The sequence below is a fragment of the Amycolatopsis ponsaeliensis genome (genome assembly GCF_030182635.1).
Taxonomy (GTDB): Bacteria; Actinomycetota; Actinomycetes; order Mycobacteriales; family Pseudonocardiaceae; genus Amycolatopsis; species Amycolatopsis ponsaeliensis.
Map to the genome: position 1 here is coordinate 69,780 of NZ_JAPZLD010000031.1, position 16,265 is coordinate 86,044.

The window sequence follows — 16,265 nt, forward strand, 5'->3', positions numbered from 1 at the left end:
CGTCAGCCCCTTTGCCCTCGTACGTAACCGAGCCGCAGCGACAGGGCGGCGGCGGTCCCGGCCACGGAGGCACCGAGTTCGTCGAGGCGGCGCAGCACGCGCGGCGCCGGCCCGGCGATGCTGATGGCGGCGATCGGGCGCCCCGAGTGGTCGCGCACGGCGGCGGCGACGCACCCGACGTCCGGCTCGTTCTCGACCTCGTCGATCGCCCAGCCGCGGCGGCTGGTCCGCGCGAGGTCGTCGAGCAGGCGGAGCGGGTCGTTGATCGTTTTGAGCGTCAAGGAGTCGAGCTTCATCCGCCGGACGCGTTCGGCCCGGTCGGCTTCGGGTAGCGCGGCGAGCCAGGCTTTCCCGAGCGACGTCGCGTGCTGCGGACGGCGCGTGCCGAGGCGGCAGGCGAGGGTGACGGCGCTGGCACTGCGTTCGGTGGCGACGTAGACCATGGTGTCGTTGTCGGGAACGGCGAGGTAGGTGGTCTCCCCGGACCGTTCGGCGAGCGACGCGAGATACCGCGGCGCACACCGGTGCAGATCGGTGGCGGCCATGGCCCGCGCCCCGAGTTCGACGAGCCGGGTGCCGAGCCGCACCCGGCCGGTGACCTGGTCGGCTTCGAGGTATTCGAGACTCTTCAGGGTGCCGACGATGCGGTAGGCGGCACTGCGGGAAAGCCCCAGTTGCCGCGCGATCGCATTGGTGGAAATCTCCTGGTGCCGACCCACGTGCTCGAGCACCGCGAGTCCGCGTTCGAGAGTTCCGCTGTTCTCCAGTGCGCGCTCCGGTCCCACGTTGTCCTCCGTTGGACGTTCCCGGTTTTCGCTCAGCGGTACGCATTTCCGCTGGGTGGGTTTGGACGGTAACACCTCCGATGTATGGGCGGAAGATCTTGAAACGTCTCACAAGAAGACTCGGAGAATGCGATTACTTGCGCAGGCTAATTGGTACAACCTCCGATGGTTAAGTTTCCTACCTATGGCGGTTGCGGAGCTTGCGGCGAGGTCGTTCGACAAGTTCGACGCGGCTTGGTTCATATCCGTGAATGGGTTGTGAAGGGAGTAGAGACCGCGTCCGAACGTCTTGAATGAGTCGTTCAGGACCTCCGAAGACCTGAATGACTCATTCAAGACGTCTCGACCGGAGCCGCCCGGACGCGCCGGTGGCCCGGGTCACGGACTCAGCGAAATCACAGCGCCCGCCGAGCACCATCCAGCCGGTGTCCGCCCGCAGCCCCCTTCGTACCCGCGCGTCCGTGACCGCCGGGCGTGTCTCCGCCTGGCTCTCGCGCCGGGCCGGACTCGGCCACGGTGGCGTCATCGGTGGCCGCGTCACGCTCGCCCTTGATCCGAAAGCCCTCCGCGCCCTCGGCCGGGAGCGCACCGTCGTTCTCGTCACCGGCACCAACGGCAAGACCACCACCGCCCTGATGATCACGCGAGCCCTCGAAGCTCTCGCCGAAGTCGCCGCCAACAGCGATGGCGCCAACATGCCCGACGGCATCCTCGCCGCACTCGCCGCGAGCCCCGACGCGCCCTACGCCGTTCTCGAAGTCGACGAGACCTACCTGCCCTGGGTCGCCGAACAACTGGACCCCGCCGTCCTCGTCCTGCTCAACCTCAGCCGCGACCAGCTCGACCGCGTCGGCGAAGTCCGCTCGACCGAACGCGATCTGCGCGCCGCGATCGCCGCTCATCCCGGAACCACGATTGTCGCCAATTGCGACGACGTTCTCGTCACCTCCGCGGCGACCGCGGCCGCCAAGCCGCCGCTCTGGGTCGGCACCGGCCGCCGCTGGACCGGCGACTCCACCGCCTGCCCGCGCTGCGACGGCCGGATCGCCAGCACCAAAGACCACTGGAGCTGCCCCTGCGGCCTCGCCCGCCCCGAGCCCACCTGGACCCTCGACGGCGACCTCGTCGACACGCCCGGCGGCCGGCAAGTCGACTTGGACCTGCGGCTGCCCGGGGACGCGAACCGCGCGAACGCCGCCTTCGCGCTCGCCGCCGCGCACCGGCTGGGCGTGCCGCCGCACACCGCCGCCGCCCGGCTGCGGACCATCACCGACATCGGCGGCCGCTACCGGACGATCCGCCGGTCGCGGCACTCCGTGCGGCTGATGCTGGCCAAGAACCCGGCCGGCTGGGTCGAAACGCTGCGCGTGCTCGACGAGGACACCCCGGTCGTCGTCGCCGTCAACGCCCAGGAAGCCGACGGCCGCGACCTGTCCTGGCTCTGGGACGTGCACTTCGAACGGCTGCGCGGCCGCCAGGTCGTCGTCACCGGCGAGCGCGGCGCCGACCTCGCCGTCCGGCTCTGCTACGCCGAGGTCGCGCACTGGGCCGAGCCCGACCCGGTCGCCGCGATCGACGCGCTGCCGCCCGGCGGGGTCGAGCTCGTCGCCAACTACACCGCCTTCCGCGACCTGGTCGGCAGGCTGCCCGGTGCGTGACTCGACCGTCCACATCGGACTCCTGCTGCCCGAGGTGCTCGGCACCTACGGCGACACCGGCAACGCACAGGTCCTCTGCCAGCGGCTGCGCTGGCGCGGGTTCGACGCCGAGGTCGTGCCGGTCGGGCTCGGTGAGCCGGTGCCGTCCACTTTGGACCTCTACCTGCTCGGCGGCGGCGAGGACGGCGCCCAGGCCCTGGCCGCGGCCCACCTGCGCAAGTACCGGCGGGCCCTGACACCCGATGCGGTGGTCTTCGGCGTCTGCGCCGGCCTGCAGGTGCTCGGCACCCGCTTCCGCGGCCTCGACGGCGTCGACCACGACGGCCTCGGCCTGCTCGACGTCACCACCGAACCCGGCGAGCGCCGCGCGGTCTCCGAGCTGGTCGCGACGTCCTCGGACATCCTGGACAACGCCCCGCTCACCGGCTTCGAGAACCACCTCGGCGCCAGCTTGCTCGGCACCGGCAGCGAACCGCTCGGCCAGGTCGTGCGCGGCACCGGCAACGGCGACGGCACCGAAGGCGCGGTGACCGACCACATCGTCGGCACCTACCTGCACGGCCCGGCCCTCGCCCGCAACCCCGCGCTCGCGGACCTCCTGCTGACCTGGACGGCCGGGCACCCGCTGCCGGCCCTCGAGCTGCCCGAAGTCGACCGCCTGCGCAGCGAACGCCTCGCGCGCCGCCGCCGGGCGTCGTGACGACGGCCCGCCGCGGTTACGCTGCGTTGGTGAAACTGGGCAGCGTGATCGCCGCGACCGGCGTCCGGATGCGGACCACCGCGGTGGCCGTGTTCGCACTCGCGCTGGCCATCGCGGCCGCGCTCGCCGTGGTCGTCGTGCTGCTCGAAGAGTCGCTCGACCGCAGTGTCACCGAGAGTGCCCGCAGCACCGGCCGCCAGGTCGCGATCCAGCTCGTCCGCGAGGGCGCGCGCGACCTCAGTGCGTCCGACGTCGCCAGCACCGGCGACACCGAGGCCGTCACCCAGGTGCTCAACGCGCGTGGCGTGCCGATCGCGAGCGACCCGGCGATCGTCGGGCACCCGCCGCTGACCACCGCCCGCCCGGCCATCGGGCAGGAGAGCATCGAGACCCTCCCGCTCGGGCTCAACGGCGACAGTGACGACTACCGCGTCGTGTCTCAGCAGGTCAACGGGCCGGGCGGGCCGTACACGGTGGTGTCCGCGCGCTCGCTGGAGCCGGTGACCGAGGCGTCGACGCGGCTGACGCTGCTGCTCGGGCTGATCTCGATCCCGCTGCTGGCCATCGCCGGGTTCGCGGTCTACCGCGCGGTCGGCTCGGCGCTGCGGCCGGTCGAGCGGATGCGCCGGACCGTCGCCGAGATCTCGACGCGCGACCTCGCCGCCCGCGTCGCGCTGCCGCCGGGTGGCGACGAGGTGCACCGGCTGGCCGTGACGCTCAACGAGATGCTCGACCGGCTCGCGTCGGCGCAGGCGGCGCAACGCCGGTTCGTCGCCGACGCCAGCCACGAACTGCGCTCGCCGCTGTCCACGATCAGCACCGCGCTCGACGTCTCCGGGCGGCACCCGGAAAGCACCGGGGACCTGGTGCCGGTGATCGGCCGGGAGACGGCGCGGCTGCGCGAGCTCGTCGACGACCTGCTCATGCTGGCCCGCACCGACGACACGACCGACCGGCCGTCGCGCACCGAGGTCGACCTCGACGACATCGTCCGCGCGGAGGCCGAGCGGGTCCGCGGCGAGTGCGCGCTGGACGTCGAGGTCCGCGCCGGGCCGGCGAAGGTGCGCGGCAGCGAGGCCCAGCTGCGGCGCGCGGTGCGGAACCTGGTCGACAACGCCCGCGGGCACGCGCGCTCGCACATCCGCGTCGCCAGCTCGGTGCGCGGCGACCTCGCTGTCGTCGAAGTGAGTGACGACGGCCCGGGCGTCGGGGAAGCCGACCGCGAACGGATCTTCGAGCGGTTCGTCCGCCTCGACGCGTCGCGGCAGCGCGGGCACGGCGGCACCGGGCTGGGCCTGCCGATCGTCGCGGGCATCGCGGCGCGTCACGGCGGCCGGGCGTCCTACCGCGCGTCGGACGAGCCGGGCGCGCGGTTCGTGCTCGAGCTGCCCGTGCTCGAACTGCCGGAGGAGGAGTAGTGCGCCTGCTGATCGTGGAGGACGAGCGCGAGTTCGCGGAGACGCTGCGGCGCGGCCTGGTCGCCGAGGGGTTCACCGTCGACGTCGCGCACACCGGTCGCGAGGGGCTCTGGCGGGCCACCGAGCAGGAGTACGACGTCGTGGTGCTCGACATCATGCTGCCCGAGCTGTCCGGCTACGAGGTGCTCAAACGCTTGCGGGCGGCGGAAAACTGGACGCCGGTGCTGATGCTCACCGCGAAGGACGGCGAGTACGACGAAGCCGACGCGTTCGACCTCGGCGCCGACGACTACCTGTCGAAGCCGTTCTCCTTCGTCGTCCTCATCGCCCGGCTGCGTGCGCTGCTGCGCCGCGGGGCCCCGGCGCGCCCCGCCGTGCTGGAGGCGGGCGACCTGCGGCTCGACCCCTCCGCCCGAACCGTCCACAGAGGACAGCAGCGGATCGAGCTGACCGCGCGGGAGTTCGGGTTGCTGGAGTTCCTGCTGCGGCGGCCGGGCACCGCGCTGACGAAGAACGAGATCCTGAGCCACGTCTGGGACGCGCACTACGACGGCGACGAGAACGTCGTCGAGGTCTACATCGGCTACCTCCGGCGCAAGATCGACGTGCCGTTCGGCACCCGCACCATCGAGACGGTCCGGGGTGTCGGCTACCGGCTGGTGGACGTTACTCGATCGTAACCTTCCGGGCGGAATCGGGAAATTGGTTCCGGTGGGGGTCGCGCGGTTGCGCCATTTGCTCCCGCGAGTTGCCGCAGAGAGTCCACTCGTTCCCGCAAACCGGTGAAAAATACCGTCTCACAACGCATCTGCAGGCGGTTGTGCACGTTGCTACGGTGGGGCACCCATCCGCGACGAGGAAAGCGATGACGGAATCGCCGCAGCCGTTCCTTGCCCCCGGTAACAATGTTCAAGAGACCCCCGAGAAATCCGTTTCCCGGCTCCGTGCCGCCGATGCCATTCGGGAATCGACCACCCGGTTCGGCGTGGTCACGGGGCTGACCCCGCACGCCGTGACCGGGCTCCGGACTCGCGCCGAGGGTGGCTGGTCCGTGCTCGTCGACGTCGTCGAGCTGACCGCGTGCGAGCGGCTCCGGCGGTTCACGCGCGGTGCCACCGATTCCTGAAAGGAAGAGTGACACGATTGGCCGCTTCGTCCGATTCATTGGCGGACATTCTGGAACGCGTGCTCGACAAGGGCGTCGTGATAGCCGGTGACATCGGCGTCAGTGTCGTCGAAGTCGAATTGCTGACCCTGCGGATCCGGCTGTTCATCGCCTCCGCGCAGACCGCCCGGGAAATGGGCATGGACTGGTGGACGAACGACCCGTTCTTCGCGCCGAACGCGGCTCGTGAAGAGCTGGAAGAAACCGGCTTGGCGGCGCGCGTCGCCGCACTGGAGGCCCGGGATCCGGGCAGGAGGGACGCACTGCGGTGACCAACCGCGATTGGCTCTGCGCGTACGCGATCACCCGCAACCGGGACGGGCTGGACCTCGGCCCGGCACCCCGGCTCGTCGGCTACCGAGACCTGGGCGTGGTCGTCTCCGAGGTGTCGCCGGCGCGCTTCGACCGGATCGACACGCTCGACCCGGTGGACGGCGCGCTCGCCGAGCTGGCCCGCGAACACGACGCCGTCGTGCGCGCGGTCTTCCGCCACGAGGCCGTGCTGCCGTTGCGGTTCGGCACGGTCCTCGACGGCGAAGCTTCGGTGAAACGGCTCCTGGAGGTCGCCTACGACCAGGCCCGCGACTGTCTCGACGAGGTCGAAGGCCACCGCGAGTGGGGTGTCCGGGTGCGGCACGTCGAGCCCGCCGCGACCAGCCGCCCGGATCCCGCGGGCCTGTCGGGCACGCAGTACCTCGTCCGCCGCCGGGAACGGCTGAAGGCGATCCAGCGCGGCCGCGAGGACGTCGTCGAGGTGGCCGCGCGGCTCGAAGAGGCGCTGAGCCGGCACGCCGCCGACCACGTCGGGCGGGCGCGGCCGCACGGCGTCCTGGTCAACACGGCCTACCTGGTCGCGCGCGACCGGGAGGCGGCGTTCCACGCGGAGTTCGAGTGGTTCGCCCGCGAGCTGCGGACGGCGGGCGCGACGGTGGAGACGTCCGGGCCGTGGCCGCCGTACTCGTTCACCGACGTCGAGCTGGGCGTGGCGGCCGGTGGCTGACGCCTCGGCCAGTCCCTCATCGCGCTGGAGCTCCGGTTCGCCGAGATCCGCGCTGCCCTGGACAGCACTGACGAAACGAAGGAAGGACCGAGTTGACCAGACCGGGACAGACCGGCGGCGGCCTCGAAGCGATGCAGCGGCTGCAGAACACGACCGCGCCCGGGCAGATTTCGCAAGGGCTCGGGCAGACGATCGGGTTGATCCCGCCTCCGCCGCCCACGCCCGCGGTGGCCGTGCCGGTCGAGCCGGCGATCCCGGTCGACCGGCCGTGACGCTGCAGCTCTACGGCGTCGTGCGCGCCGGGCACCCGCGGGCGCCGCGGACGGTGTGCTGGGCGGACCTGGCGATGGTCGTCGGCGAACCCGAACCCGATCCGGCGGTGCACCTGGCGGTGGTGTCCGCGCTCGTCGAGGGCGGGCCGGTGCTGCCGGTCCGGTTCGGCACCGTGGCCGACGACGAGGAAGCCGTCCGGGACGAGGTGCTGGCGCCGTCGGCCGACACCTACCGCGCCGACCTCGACCGGCTCGACGGCCTGGCCGAGGTGCACGTCTGCCTGCGGTTCACCGAACCCGGCTCGGCGTGGCGGGCGGCGCGCTCCGACGTGCTGCTGAGCGAGGTCGCCGAACGCGCCCGCGATTCGGTGTCCCTGCCGGCGGGCGAGTCCGCCGACGAGCGGTGGGCGTTCCTGGTCGGGATGGGCGATCTGCTCGTCGTCCGCGACGCGGTCACCGGGCTGGCCCGCGGCGACGGCGTCCAGGCCGACTGGGTCGGGCCGCTGCCCGCGTACAGCTTCCTGGAGCGGCGGACCTGCACGCGGTGGAGCTGGTGAGCGACGGCGGAACAGTCGCTGAACACTCTTTTCGGCTCTGGCCGCCGTGGCTCGCGGTCGGCGATCCTGGCGTCGTGGCCACCAGTGAAGTCGCGGCGCTGCCCCGCGCGTTCGGCGGGCCCGGCTCGGGGCCGGGCCAGTTCCGCGCGCCGTCCGGGATAGCCGTCGACGGGCGTGGACGCGTGTGGGTGGCGGACACCGGCAACGACCGCGTGCAGGCGTTCGCCCGCGACGGCGCGCTCGTGCGGGTGCTGTCCGGGCGGCTCAAGGCGCCGGAAGGAGTGGCGGTCGACGCGGCGGGCAACGTCTACGTCGCCGACACCGGCAACCACCGCGTGGTGCAGTTCTCGTGGTGGGGCGGGTTCGTGCGCGAGTTCGGCGGCTTCGGCCTGCCCCGCGCGGTCGCGCTGGACCCGGCCGGCCGGCTGCTGGTCGACGACGCCGGACTCCGGCGCGTCGCGCGGTTCGACACGCGCACGGGCGCCGCGCTGGCCGACACGACCGAGCCGATCAGCTCACCCCGCGACGTCGCGGACGACGGCCTGGGCGGGGTCTGGGTCGCCGAGACCGGCAACCACCGCATCGTCCACTTCGGAGCGTCCGCCTAGTTCTTCGAGATCGCGGCCGTCGCGCGGACGACGGCGGTGCACCGGTTCTCGACGTACTCGAGGCCGCCTTCTTCGGCGATGCGGCGCGCTTCGGCGGAGACGATGCCTTGCTGCAGCCACAGCGCCTTCGCGCCGATCTCGACGGCGTCGCGGGCGATGCCCGGCGCCTCGGGGGACGGCCGGAAGACGTCGACGAGGTCGACCGGCTCGGGGATGTCCTTCAGCGACCGGTAGACCTTCTCGCCGAGCAGCTCGGTCGCGGTCGGGTGCACCGGGATGATCCGGAATCCGTGCGCTTGCAGCACCGCGGGAACACCGTGGGCGGCCTTGGCCGGGTCACGGCTCAGGCCGACGACCGCGATGGTCTTCGCGTCCGCCAAGATCTCTTCTGCCTTCATGTGGGTGGAACGCGCGGCGGGCGTCAAAGCTTCCAGAGCCGCAGGCCACGCACGCGGTAGACGGGCCAGATCACATGCCACGGCTTGCGGCCGGCGAAGGTCGCGGCACACGTCAGGATGTTGCGGGCGGACGTCGTCGTGACCTCGTGGCGGTCCGGCCACACCTCGCCCTTGGCACCGACGGCGATGCGGAACACCGTCAGCAGGCCGCGGCCCTGGAGGTCGTACTTCGCGCCGGTGTCCCCGGAGTCGGGAGCGAGCTCGGCGATCTCGGCACCGAACGCGCGGGCGGCCTGCGGCGCGACCTCGGCGGGAACGACGCCGACACTGCGGAGGATCGCCTTGCCGTGCAGGCGCCGCGCGTACCGGAACAACAGCGAACGTTCCCACCACGGCAGCAGGCGGTGGTGCGCCAGCAGCGCGGCGCACTCGCCGTGGCCGATCGCGAAGATGCTCGTGAGCTCGTCGTAGGCGCCGTTCGTCGCCGGCTCGTTCAGGTGCAGCCGGACTTCGAACCGGGTGCGCGCGCTGAGCTCGTCGAGCAGCTCGCGGTGCTCGAGCCGCGCCTTCGCGCGGGAGAGGGACCAGTCGGACATCGGACCTCCAGGCGTCGCGCACAGGGTATGCGGCACGCGGCGCCCGGAACACGTTTTCAGCCGATCTTCTCGCCGTACATCTCCCCGAGCGGGTCGGAGATCAGCTCGACGCGGGCACCGTCCGGATCGGACAGGTAGATGGAGGTCTTGCTCTCCAGCAGGTACTGCACGCCGGCCTCGTCGAGGTTGTCCTTGATCACGCTCCACCGTTCGGGCGTGACGGAGAGGGCCAGGTGGTGCAGTCCACCGAGGACTTCCGCGTACGGGCCGAGGTCCAGACCGGGCAGGTCGAAGAAGGCGACGGCGTTGCCGTTGCCGACGTCGAAGAAGAAGTGGCTGGAGCCGGGGTAGTCGCGGTTCTCGATCAGCTCGGTGAGCGGGAAGCCCAGGATGTCCTGGTAGAACCCGATGGTCCGCTCGACGTCGCTGGAGATCAGCGCGGTGTGGTGGATGCCGCGCCCGTTCGTCTCCGGGCGTTTCGCGGCCGGGTGCAGGTGGCGCTCGCGCAGCTCGTCGCGGATCTCGGCGAGCTTGGTGACCTCGGCCTGGGTCGGTGCCATGTCCCTCACGTCCCTTCCTGGTGGTGACTGGAACGGTACGCTCGATTTATCTCGCGCGCAAGAGGTTGACTGGCGAGAGGTCCGCTGGGCGGAACATCGAGGGTTGTGTGCGGGGTGCGCTCACGGCAGAGTCCCGGGCGTGGACGTCAGCAAGGTGCAGGAGGCCGCCGCCGTACTGGCGCAGGCCTACGCGACGCGCGCACCGATCGAGCCGTTGATCAAGACCTACCCGGACGCGGGGATCGAAGACGCGTACCGGATCCAGCAGGAGCAGGTGCGGCAGTGGGTCGAGGGCGGTGACGCGGTCCGCGGGCACAAGGTCGGGCTCGCGTCCGCCGCGATGCAGCGGCAGATGGGCGTCGACCAGCCCGACTACGGGCACCTGACCGGCAGCATGTTCCACCTCGAGCACCAGCCGATCCCGACGTCGGCGTTCCTGCAGCCGCGGATCGAACCGGAGATCGCGTTCGTGCTCGGCTCGGCGCTGCGCGGCCCCGGGGTCACGGTCGCCGACGCGGTGCGGGCGGTCGACTTCGTGCTGCCGTCGCTGGAGATCGTCGACTCGCGGATCCAGGACTGGAAGATCTCGCTCTTCGACACGATCGCGGACAACGCGTCGTCCGGCGGCGTGGTGCTGGGCAGCAGCCCGACGGCGCTGGGTGCCGTGGATCTGCGGCTCGCCGGCTGCGTGCTGTACCAGAACGGTTCGGTGGCCGCGACGGGTGCGGGTGGCGCGGTGCTCGGTTCGCCGCTGAACTCGCTGGTGTGGCTGGCGAACACGGTGGGGCCGCTGGGCGTCACCCTCGAACCCGGGCACGTCGTGCTGCCGGGGTCGATGACCCGGGCGATCCCGGTGTCGCCGGGCGACACGGTCGTCGCGACCATCGCCGGCCTGGGCAGTGTCACCGCGGTCTTCGCCCCTGCTTCGGAGGAATCGTGAACGTGCGCGAGGCGGCCGCTGAGCTGCTGGGGACGGTTTCGGAGCGGGCGCCGCTCTCGGAGGACTGGCCGGGACTGGACGTCGACACGGCGTACGCGATCCAGGACGAAGCCTTGCGGCTGCGGCGGGCCCGCGGCGAGACGCTGATCGGGCTCAAGCTGGGCCTGACGTCCCGGGCGAAGCAGCAGCGGATGGGCATCGACTCGCCGCTGCTGGCCTGGCTGACGGACGCGATGGTCCTGCCGGCCGGAGTCCCCGTGCCTTCGTTGATCCACCCGCGCGCCGAGCCGGAGCTGGTCTTCGTGCTGGGCTCGCGGCTGGCGGGCCCGGGCGTCACGGCGGCGACGGCGCTGGCCGCGGTCGACCGCGTGTACGGCGGCATCGAGGTCATCGACAGCCGGTACGCGGACTACCGCTTCACGCTCCCGGACGCCGTCGCGGACAACGGCTCGTCGGCGTACTTCAGCGTGGGTCCGGTCGGCCTGCCGCCGTCTTCTCTGGACCTCTCGCTGGAGGCGGCGCTGCTGGAGGTCGACGGCCAGATCGTCGACACGGCGACCGGCGCGGCGGTCCAGGGCCACCCGGCGGAAGCCCTGGCCTTGGCAGCGAACGCCCTGGGTGCGCGGGGCCTGGCTCTCGAGCCGGGCTGGCTGGTCCTGACCGGCGGCATGACGGACGCGGTCCCGGTCCGCCCGGGCTCCCGCGTCGCGGCCCACTTCTCCCACCTGGGCTCGATCACCCTCTCGTCGTAACCCGTGTCGCCCCTCCAATCACGCGAGATGCGCGTCCAATCACGCGAGTTACGCGCTCAATCACGCGAGATCGGAGTTTCCGCACGGTCCGCGATGCGCGTGATGCCCTTGACCACCCGCGGCCAGACCGCGCGGGGCAGGTCGTGGCCCATGCCGGGGACGATGTCGAGGTCCGCGCCCGGGATCGCGCGGGCCGTCGCGCGGCCGCCGGAGACGTGGACCAGCGGGTCGCGGGCGCCGTGCACCACCAGGGCCGGCACCCGCACCCTGCGCAGCCGCGGCCCGCGGTCGCGTTCGGCCATGATCGCCGCGAGCTGGCGCACCGTGCCGCCCGGGTGGACGCCGCGGTCGAACGTGCGCTCGGCGCGGTCGCGCATGCGCGCCTCGTCGAACGGGTAGCCCGGCGAGCCGATCAGCCGGAACGTCCGCACGAGCAGCTCGACGTAGCTCGCGCGGTCGCGCGGCGGCGCGCTGAGCAGCATCGACATCGCCTTCGGGCTCGGCCGGCCGACCAGCCGTCCGCCGGTGGTGGACATGATCGACGTCAGCGACCGCACCCGCTCGGGGTGCCGGATGGCCAGGGTCTGCGCGATCATCCCGCCCATCGACGCGCCCACGACGTGCGCGGCCGGGATGTCCAGCACGTCGAGCAGGCCCACGGCGTCGGCGGCCATGTCCGCTAGCGAGTACGGCGCGCGGTGCAGCAGGTACGCCTGCCCGAGGTTGGCCCGGCCGCGCATCCGGCTGGACCGTCCGGCGTCCCGGTTGTCGAACCGGATGACGTGAAACCCTTGTGCCGCAAGGGTTTCGCAGAACTCTTCGTCCCACCAGATCATCGGCGCGCCGAGACCCATGACGAGCAGCAACGGCCGCCCGCCCGCGTCGCCGAAAGTCTCGTGGCACAGCTCGACGCCGTTGACCTCCGCGAGCCGCTCCGCCATCAAGCCTCCCGGGTGTGCTCGGCGGCCAGCTTGGTGAGCTCGGCCAGCGCGTCGTGCAGGTGGTCGATCAGGTCCCAGACGTCCGGGATCAGCTCGCGGCAGGCGACGAACCCGAAGTCCAGCTTGCCGTCGTAGGACATCACGGTGATGTTCAGGCCGCCACTCGCGTCGGTGATCGCGGACACCGGGTAGTTCGCGAGCAGCCGCGCGCCCGCGAGGTACAGCGGGCTCTGCGACCCGGGCACGTTCGAGACGACGAGGTTCACGACCGGCGCGGTGGCCCCGAGGAACTTCATGGTGGCGCGGGCGGCGAGCCCGCCGAGCGCGGCGGGGAGCATCCCGCTGAAGTCGACCAGCCACGACGCCGGCAGCGGCTGGTACCGCTGCTTCGCGGCGACCATCGCGGTGGTGACCTCGGCCAGCCGCGCCGCGGGGTCGGCAAGGTGCGTCGGCAGCGGCGCGAGCATGACCGACACCTGGTTGCCGGCGTCCTTCGCCTGCTCGGGCGTGCGCACCGACAGCGGGACGAGCGTGACGAGCGGCTGGTCGGGCAGGGCGTCGTGGTCGACGAGCCACCGGCGCATCACGCTCGCGCACAACGCCATGACGACGTCGTTCACCGTGACGCCGAAGGTGTTCTTGACATGCTTGACCTCGTCGAGGGGCAGCGAGCCGTACGCGAAGCGGCGGTGCGGGCTGATCGGCCCGTTGAAGGGAGTGTCGGGCGCGACGAGCCGCGGCCGGTCGGCTTCGTGGCGGCCGGAGCCCTGGCGGGTGACGCGGTTGAGCACACTGCCGGCCTTCGCGAGCAGCCCGACGCCGGGGTAGCGGCCGAGGCCGGGGACTTCGTCGAGGTGCTGCAGCAGTTTCGGCACCTGCAGGGCGGCTTTGACGGGGTGCAGGGCGAGCTTCTTCGTCCCGTTGAGGGCGAGTGCGAGCGGAGTGGGGAGGGGTTCCTTTTGCGGTGTCTTGGGCGGTTTTTGGGGTGGTGGCTCGGCGGTGGTGTCCATGAGGACGCCGATGAGCTCGGCCCCGGAGACGCCGTCGATGGCACTGTGGTGGACCTTGGTGTAGACGGCGACGTTGCCGTCCTGCAGGCCGTGGACGAGGTAGGCCTCCCAGAGCGGCCGCCGCCGGTCGAGCGGCCGCGCGGTGAGCCGCGAGATCTGTTCGGCGAGCTGCCGTTCGTCGCCCGGCGCGGGCAGGGCGATCTCGCGGACGTGGTACTCGAGGTCGAACTCGGGATCGTCGATCCAATAGGGGTGGTCGAGCCCGAGCGGCACGGGCAGCAGCCGCCAGCGGAGCGGCTTGGCGAGGTGCAGCCGCGAGCCGATGAGTTCCCGCAGGTCATCGAGGGTTAGCCGGCCGTTCGGAGCGGTCGAGGGGTCGAGGATCGAGAGGCCACCGACATGCCCGGTCGTGGTGGTCGACTCGGCGTTGAGGAACTGGACGTCGAGTGGGGTGAGCTGACGCATCGGGCCTCCTCCGGCTCGGCAGGCCAGTCTGCCCCGCGCGGTCGCCGGGGGTAAATCCGCTGGCCGGGTGCGGGAGGCGCCGCAGGTGGCGCATCCCCGTTCGCCCGGGCCGGCCGGACACGAAGGGCCGGCCCCCGGCGAGGGGTGTGTGCGGCAGCGGACGGTGGCCGGGCTTGCCGTGGTGCACGGCCGGGCTCGCTGGGGTGCACGGCCCGCTTCGCTGGGGCGCGCGTGTGCACGAGCCCCCGGCGAGGGGCGTGTGCGGCAGCGGACGGTGGCCGGGCTTGCCGCGGTGCACGGCCCGCTTCGCTGGGGCGCGCGTGTGCACGAGCCCCCGCGGGCGGGCGGGCGGTGGGCGGGCGTGGCCTTGCTCAGCGGCGGAAGCCCGCGTGATCGCGCTCCATCGCCGGAGGTCGTGGCACCCCGTTCCCGGCGGGTGGAGCTGGCGGTCGCGGTCAGCGTTCAGGTGCCTCCGGTGCCGGGTGGGGTGCGGCTCGGGGTGCCGGGACCTCCGTGCCGTTGCGGTATGCGCGCGCCTGGATTTCGTACAGCTCGTGGTACACCCCGCGCGCGGTGATCAGCTCCTCGTGGGTTCCCTGCTCGATCAGTCTTCCCTTCTCCAGCACCAGGATCCGGTCCGCCGAACGGATGTTGGCCAGCCGGTGCGTCACCAGGACCGTTGTGCGGCGGCCGTTGTGGGACGCGGTCGCGTGCTGGAGGCCCGCGAACACCCGGGCCTCCGCGCGGGCGTCCAGTGCCGCCGTGGGTTCGTCGGCCACCAGGACCGAGGCGTCCCGGTAGATTCCGCGGGCGATGCCCATGCGCTGCCACTGGCCGCCGGACAGGTCGTGGCCCTCGTCGAACTTCTTCGACAGCACCGTGTTCTCCTTGGCGGGCAACGACTCGATCACCTCGTCCGCGCCCGAGTAGCCCACTGCCTCACGCCACGCGCGGCCGTCCGGGTCGGCGCGGCCGAGACGGCCCACCGTGATGTTGTTCGCCGCCGTCATCGGCCACTCCGCCGGCTCCTGCGCGATCACCGCGATGTTCGCGTGCACCGACGCCGGGTCCGCCTGCGCCAGGTCGACGTCGTCCCAGCGCACCACGCCCTCGTCCGGTGGGTACAGCCCGGTCAGCAGCTTGCCGAGGGTGGTCTTGCCCGAGCCGTTCTCGCCGACCAGCGCGACCACCTCGCCGCGCCGGATCGTCAGCGAGATGTCCCGCAGCGCCGGGCGTGCCTGACCCGGGTAGCTGAACGTGACGTTCTCCAGCCGGATCTCCTCCGGGTCGGCGGGCGCGGGCAGCGCGGCCGGCGGTGGTTGCCGCGCCACCGACTCCGCCAGCAGCTGGTTGTAGAACCCGATGTAGAACGAGTCCTCGTACAGCGAGTTGACCGCGCGCATGGTGTTGGACAGCGCCGTCGACGCCGTGCGCATCGCCAGCACCGCCGTGCCGGCCAGGGCCAGCTCCATCCCGCCGGAGTAGAGCAGCCAGCCGAGCACCAGGTACGCGACGGCGGTGCCGAACCCGGCCGCCGCCCGGCCGGTGGTGCGCACCAGGTTGCTGCGGTGCGCCAGCCGGATCTCCTCCCGCGCGAGGCTGCGCGAGATGCGCCGGTACTCGCCGAGCAACGGCTCCTGCAGCGTCAGCGCGTGCCGTTCGAGGGCCATCGACCGCCAGGTGGCGACCTCCTCTACGACCGACTTGCGGATGTTGCGCCCGACCGTGTCGAGGAAGTGCCGGTAGTTCAGCTTCGCGACGCGGGCGGCGGCCCAGCCGTCGGCCGCCGCGGCGAGCAGCAGCACCGGCGCCAGCCACGGGTTGAGCAGGCCCGCGGTGAGCATCGCCGCCGCGAGCGAGATCGCCGACGACGTCAGGTCGGCCACCCGGCGCAGGCTCGTCTCGATCGCCCGGACGCCGAACCGCGCGCCCTGCCTGGCCAGCTCGCGGAAGTCCGCGTCCTCGAACGCGATCAGCCCGACGCGCACGACCGCCGACGTCACCGCGTCGTCGGCCGCCGCGGTGACGCGGGGCCGCAGCGCCCCCTCGACGGCCGCGACCGCGGCGTCCAGCAGTGCGCGCGCCGCGTACGAGCCCATGACGACCGCGATCGCCGGCAGCGACTGCAGCACCCGTTCCGGTGTCGGGCCCTGTTCGAGCAGCGCGGTGAAGACGTTCGCGGTGGCGAGCAGCCCGAACGCCGTGACGCAGCCCGAGACGACGTGCACCAAGCCGGCCAGCAGCGTCAGCCGCGGCGACGTCCGCCAAGCCAGCCGCAGCACGACGGCGATCGCGGCGGGCAGCGCGCGCACGGCCTGCCCGAACCCGGCGTCGGCCACGCGTTCGTCGACGCGCGCCCACTCGGGCATCTTCAGGTTCTCGACCCCGATCAGCGGGGGCGATTCCGTGGTGTCCTGGGGTGTTCCGGCGGATCTGCGCA

19 protein-coding genes are annotated in these 16,265 nt (G+C 72.2%); 12 read left to right on the forward strand and 7 right to left on the reverse strand.

Annotated features, from left to right (window positions below; translation table 11 throughout):
* Positions 1 to 2: 2 nt before the first annotated feature.
* Positions 3 to 785 (reverse strand): IclR family transcriptional regulator, encoded by a 783-nt coding sequence (locus QQ657_RS36310; RefSeq protein ID WP_155547549.1) that lies wholly within the window; start codon positions 783 to 785, stop codon positions 3 to 5.
* Positions 786 to 1,246: 461 nt separating this feature from the next.
* On the opposite strand from QQ657_RS36310, the gene QQ657_RS36315 reads away from it, so the two are divergent.
* From QQ657_RS36315 to QQ657_RS36360, 10 genes are all read left to right on the forward strand, one after another.
* Entirely contained in the window at positions 1,247 to 2,443 is a 1,197-nt protein-coding gene (locus QQ657_RS36315) for a Mur ligase family protein (RefSeq protein ID WP_284746842.1), read from the forward strand.
* On the forward strand, positions 2,436 to 3,143 hold the full coding sequence (locus QQ657_RS36320) for a type 1 glutamine amidotransferase (RefSeq protein ID WP_284746843.1): 708 nt from the start codon (positions 2,436 to 2,438) through the stop codon (positions 3,141 to 3,143). Before QQ657_RS36315 ends, QQ657_RS36320 begins: the two co-directional genes overlap by 8 nt.
* A 29-nt stretch (positions 3,144 to 3,172) precedes the next feature.
* Positions 3,173 to 4,561 carry a sensor histidine kinase gene (locus tag QQ657_RS36325; RefSeq protein ID WP_284746844.1) on the forward strand — a complete coding sequence of 463 codons (1,389 nt, stop codon included), beginning with the start codon at positions 3,173 to 3,175 and terminating at the stop codon, positions 4,559 to 4,561.
* A complete protein-coding gene (locus QQ657_RS36330) occupies positions 4,561 to 5,241 on the forward strand; it encodes a response regulator transcription factor (RefSeq protein ID WP_284746845.1) in 681 nt (226 codons plus the stop codon). Before QQ657_RS36325 ends, QQ657_RS36330 begins: the two co-directional genes overlap by 1 nt.
* A 305-nt stretch (positions 5,242 to 5,546) precedes the next feature.
* Positions 5,547 to 5,687: a hypothetical protein gene (locus QQ657_RS36335; protein WP_284746846.1), complete on the forward strand. Its 141-nt coding sequence runs from the start codon at positions 5,547 to 5,549 to the stop codon at positions 5,685 to 5,687.
* A gap of 8 nt (positions 5,688 to 5,695) precedes the next feature.
* Positions 5,696 to 5,998: a gas vesicle protein gene (locus QQ657_RS36340; protein ID WP_284746847.1), complete on the forward strand. Its 303-nt coding sequence runs from the start codon at positions 5,696 to 5,698 to the stop codon at positions 5,996 to 5,998.
* The gene (locus QQ657_RS36345) at positions 5,995 to 6,726 is read left to right on the forward strand and encodes a GvpL/GvpF family gas vesicle protein (RefSeq protein ID WP_284746848.1); all 732 of its coding nucleotides are present in this window, start codon (positions 5,995 to 5,997) and stop codon (positions 6,724 to 6,726) included. Before QQ657_RS36340 ends, QQ657_RS36345 begins: the two co-directional genes overlap by 4 nt.
* Positions 6,727 to 6,818: 92 nt before the next feature.
* Positions 6,819 to 6,998 (forward strand): hypothetical protein, encoded by a 180-nt coding sequence (locus tag QQ657_RS36350; RefSeq protein WP_284746849.1) that lies wholly within the window; start codon positions 6,819 to 6,821, stop codon positions 6,996 to 6,998.
* Complete coding sequence (locus tag QQ657_RS36355) at positions 6,995 to 7,555, forward strand: GvpL/GvpF family gas vesicle protein (RefSeq protein ID WP_284746850.1); 561 nt, start codon at positions 6,995 to 6,997, stop codon at positions 7,553 to 7,555. Before QQ657_RS36350 ends, QQ657_RS36355 begins: the two co-directional genes overlap by 4 nt.
* Positions 7,556 to 7,629: 74 nt before the next feature.
* Positions 7,630 to 8,163 carry an NHL repeat-containing protein gene (locus QQ657_RS36360; RefSeq protein ID WP_284746851.1) on the forward strand — a complete coding sequence of 178 codons (534 nt, stop codon included), beginning with the start codon at positions 7,630 to 7,632 and terminating at the stop codon, positions 8,161 to 8,163.
* Here the strand turns inward: QQ657_RS36360 and QQ657_RS36365 are convergent.
* From QQ657_RS36365 to QQ657_RS36375, 3 genes are read right to left on the reverse strand one after another with little or no spacing between them, the layout of a single operon-like run.
* Positions 8,160 to 8,561, reverse strand: coding sequence for a CoA-binding protein (locus QQ657_RS36365; RefSeq protein ID WP_284746852.1), 402 nt, complete (start codon positions 8,559 to 8,561; stop codon positions 8,160 to 8,162). The genes QQ657_RS36360 and QQ657_RS36365 overlap by 4 nt on opposite strands.
* A 23-nt stretch (positions 8,562 to 8,584) precedes the next feature.
* Complete coding sequence (locus tag QQ657_RS36370; RefSeq protein ID WP_284746853.1) at positions 8,585 to 9,157, reverse strand: hypothetical protein; 573 nt, start codon at positions 9,155 to 9,157, stop codon at positions 8,585 to 8,587.
* A gap of 56 nt (positions 9,158 to 9,213) precedes the next feature.
* Positions 9,214 to 9,717: a VOC family protein gene (locus QQ657_RS36375; RefSeq protein WP_284746854.1), complete on the reverse strand. Its 504-nt coding sequence runs from the start codon at positions 9,715 to 9,717 to the stop codon at positions 9,214 to 9,216.
* A 139-nt stretch (positions 9,718 to 9,856) separates the two neighbouring features.
* Between QQ657_RS36375 and QQ657_RS36380 the strand changes: the two genes are divergently transcribed.
* Positions 9,857 to 10,657, forward strand: coding sequence for a 2-keto-4-pentenoate hydratase (locus QQ657_RS36380; protein WP_284746855.1), 801 nt, complete (start codon positions 9,857 to 9,859; stop codon positions 10,655 to 10,657).
* Positions 10,654 to 11,409 (forward strand): 2-keto-4-pentenoate hydratase, encoded by a 756-nt coding sequence (locus QQ657_RS36385; protein ID WP_284746856.1) that lies wholly within the window; start codon positions 10,654 to 10,656, stop codon positions 11,407 to 11,409. The genes QQ657_RS36380 and QQ657_RS36385 overlap by 4 nt, the downstream gene beginning before the upstream one ends.
* Positions 11,410 to 11,465: 56 nt before the next feature.
* On the opposite strand, the gene QQ657_RS36390 is transcribed toward QQ657_RS36385, so the two are convergent.
* The 3 genes from QQ657_RS36390 to QQ657_RS36400 all read right to left on the reverse strand — a co-directional run bounded on the left by QQ657_RS36390 (position 11,466) and on the right by QQ657_RS36400 (position 16,194).
* Positions 11,466 to 12,350: an alpha/beta fold hydrolase gene (locus QQ657_RS36390; RefSeq protein WP_284746857.1), complete on the reverse strand. Its 885-nt coding sequence runs from the start codon at positions 12,348 to 12,350 to the stop codon at positions 11,466 to 11,468.
* Positions 12,350 to 13,825 (reverse strand): WS/DGAT/MGAT family O-acyltransferase, encoded by a 1,476-nt coding sequence (locus tag QQ657_RS36395; RefSeq protein WP_284746858.1) that lies wholly within the window; start codon positions 13,823 to 13,825, stop codon positions 12,350 to 12,352. The genes QQ657_RS36390 and QQ657_RS36395 overlap by 1 nt, the downstream gene beginning before the upstream one ends.
* A gap of 455 nt (positions 13,826 to 14,280) precedes the next feature.
* Positions 14,281 to 16,194, reverse strand: coding sequence for an ABC transporter ATP-binding protein (locus QQ657_RS36400; RefSeq protein WP_350310736.1), 1,914 nt, complete (start codon positions 16,192 to 16,194; stop codon positions 14,281 to 14,283).
* Between the last annotated feature and the right edge of the window lie 71 nt (positions 16,195 to 16,265).

Coding starts and splice junctions, on each gene's coding strand:
- QQ657_RS36365 (WP_284746852.1), bottom strand. CDS start 8,561: ATGAAGGCAGAAGAGATCTTGGCGGACGCGAAGACCATCGCGGTCGTC.
- QQ657_RS36375 (WP_284746854.1), bottom strand. CDS start 9,717: ATGGCACCGACCCAGGCCGAGGTCACCAAGCTCGCCGAGATCCGCGAC.
- QQ657_RS36395 (WP_284746858.1), bottom strand. CDS start 13,825: ATGCGTCAGCTCACCCCACTCGACGTCCAGTTCCTCAACGCCGAGTCG.
- QQ657_RS36400 (WP_350310736.1), bottom strand. CDS start 16,194: ATGCCCGAGTGGGCGCGCGTCGACGAACGCGTGGCCGACGCCGGGTTC.
- QQ657_RS36370 (WP_284746853.1), bottom strand. CDS start 9,157: ATGTCCGACTGGTCCCTCTCCCGCGCGAAGGCGCGGCTCGAGCACCGC.
- QQ657_RS36390 (WP_284746857.1), bottom strand. CDS start 12,350: ATGGCGGAGCGGCTCGCGGAGGTCAACGGCGTCGAGCTGTGCCACGAG.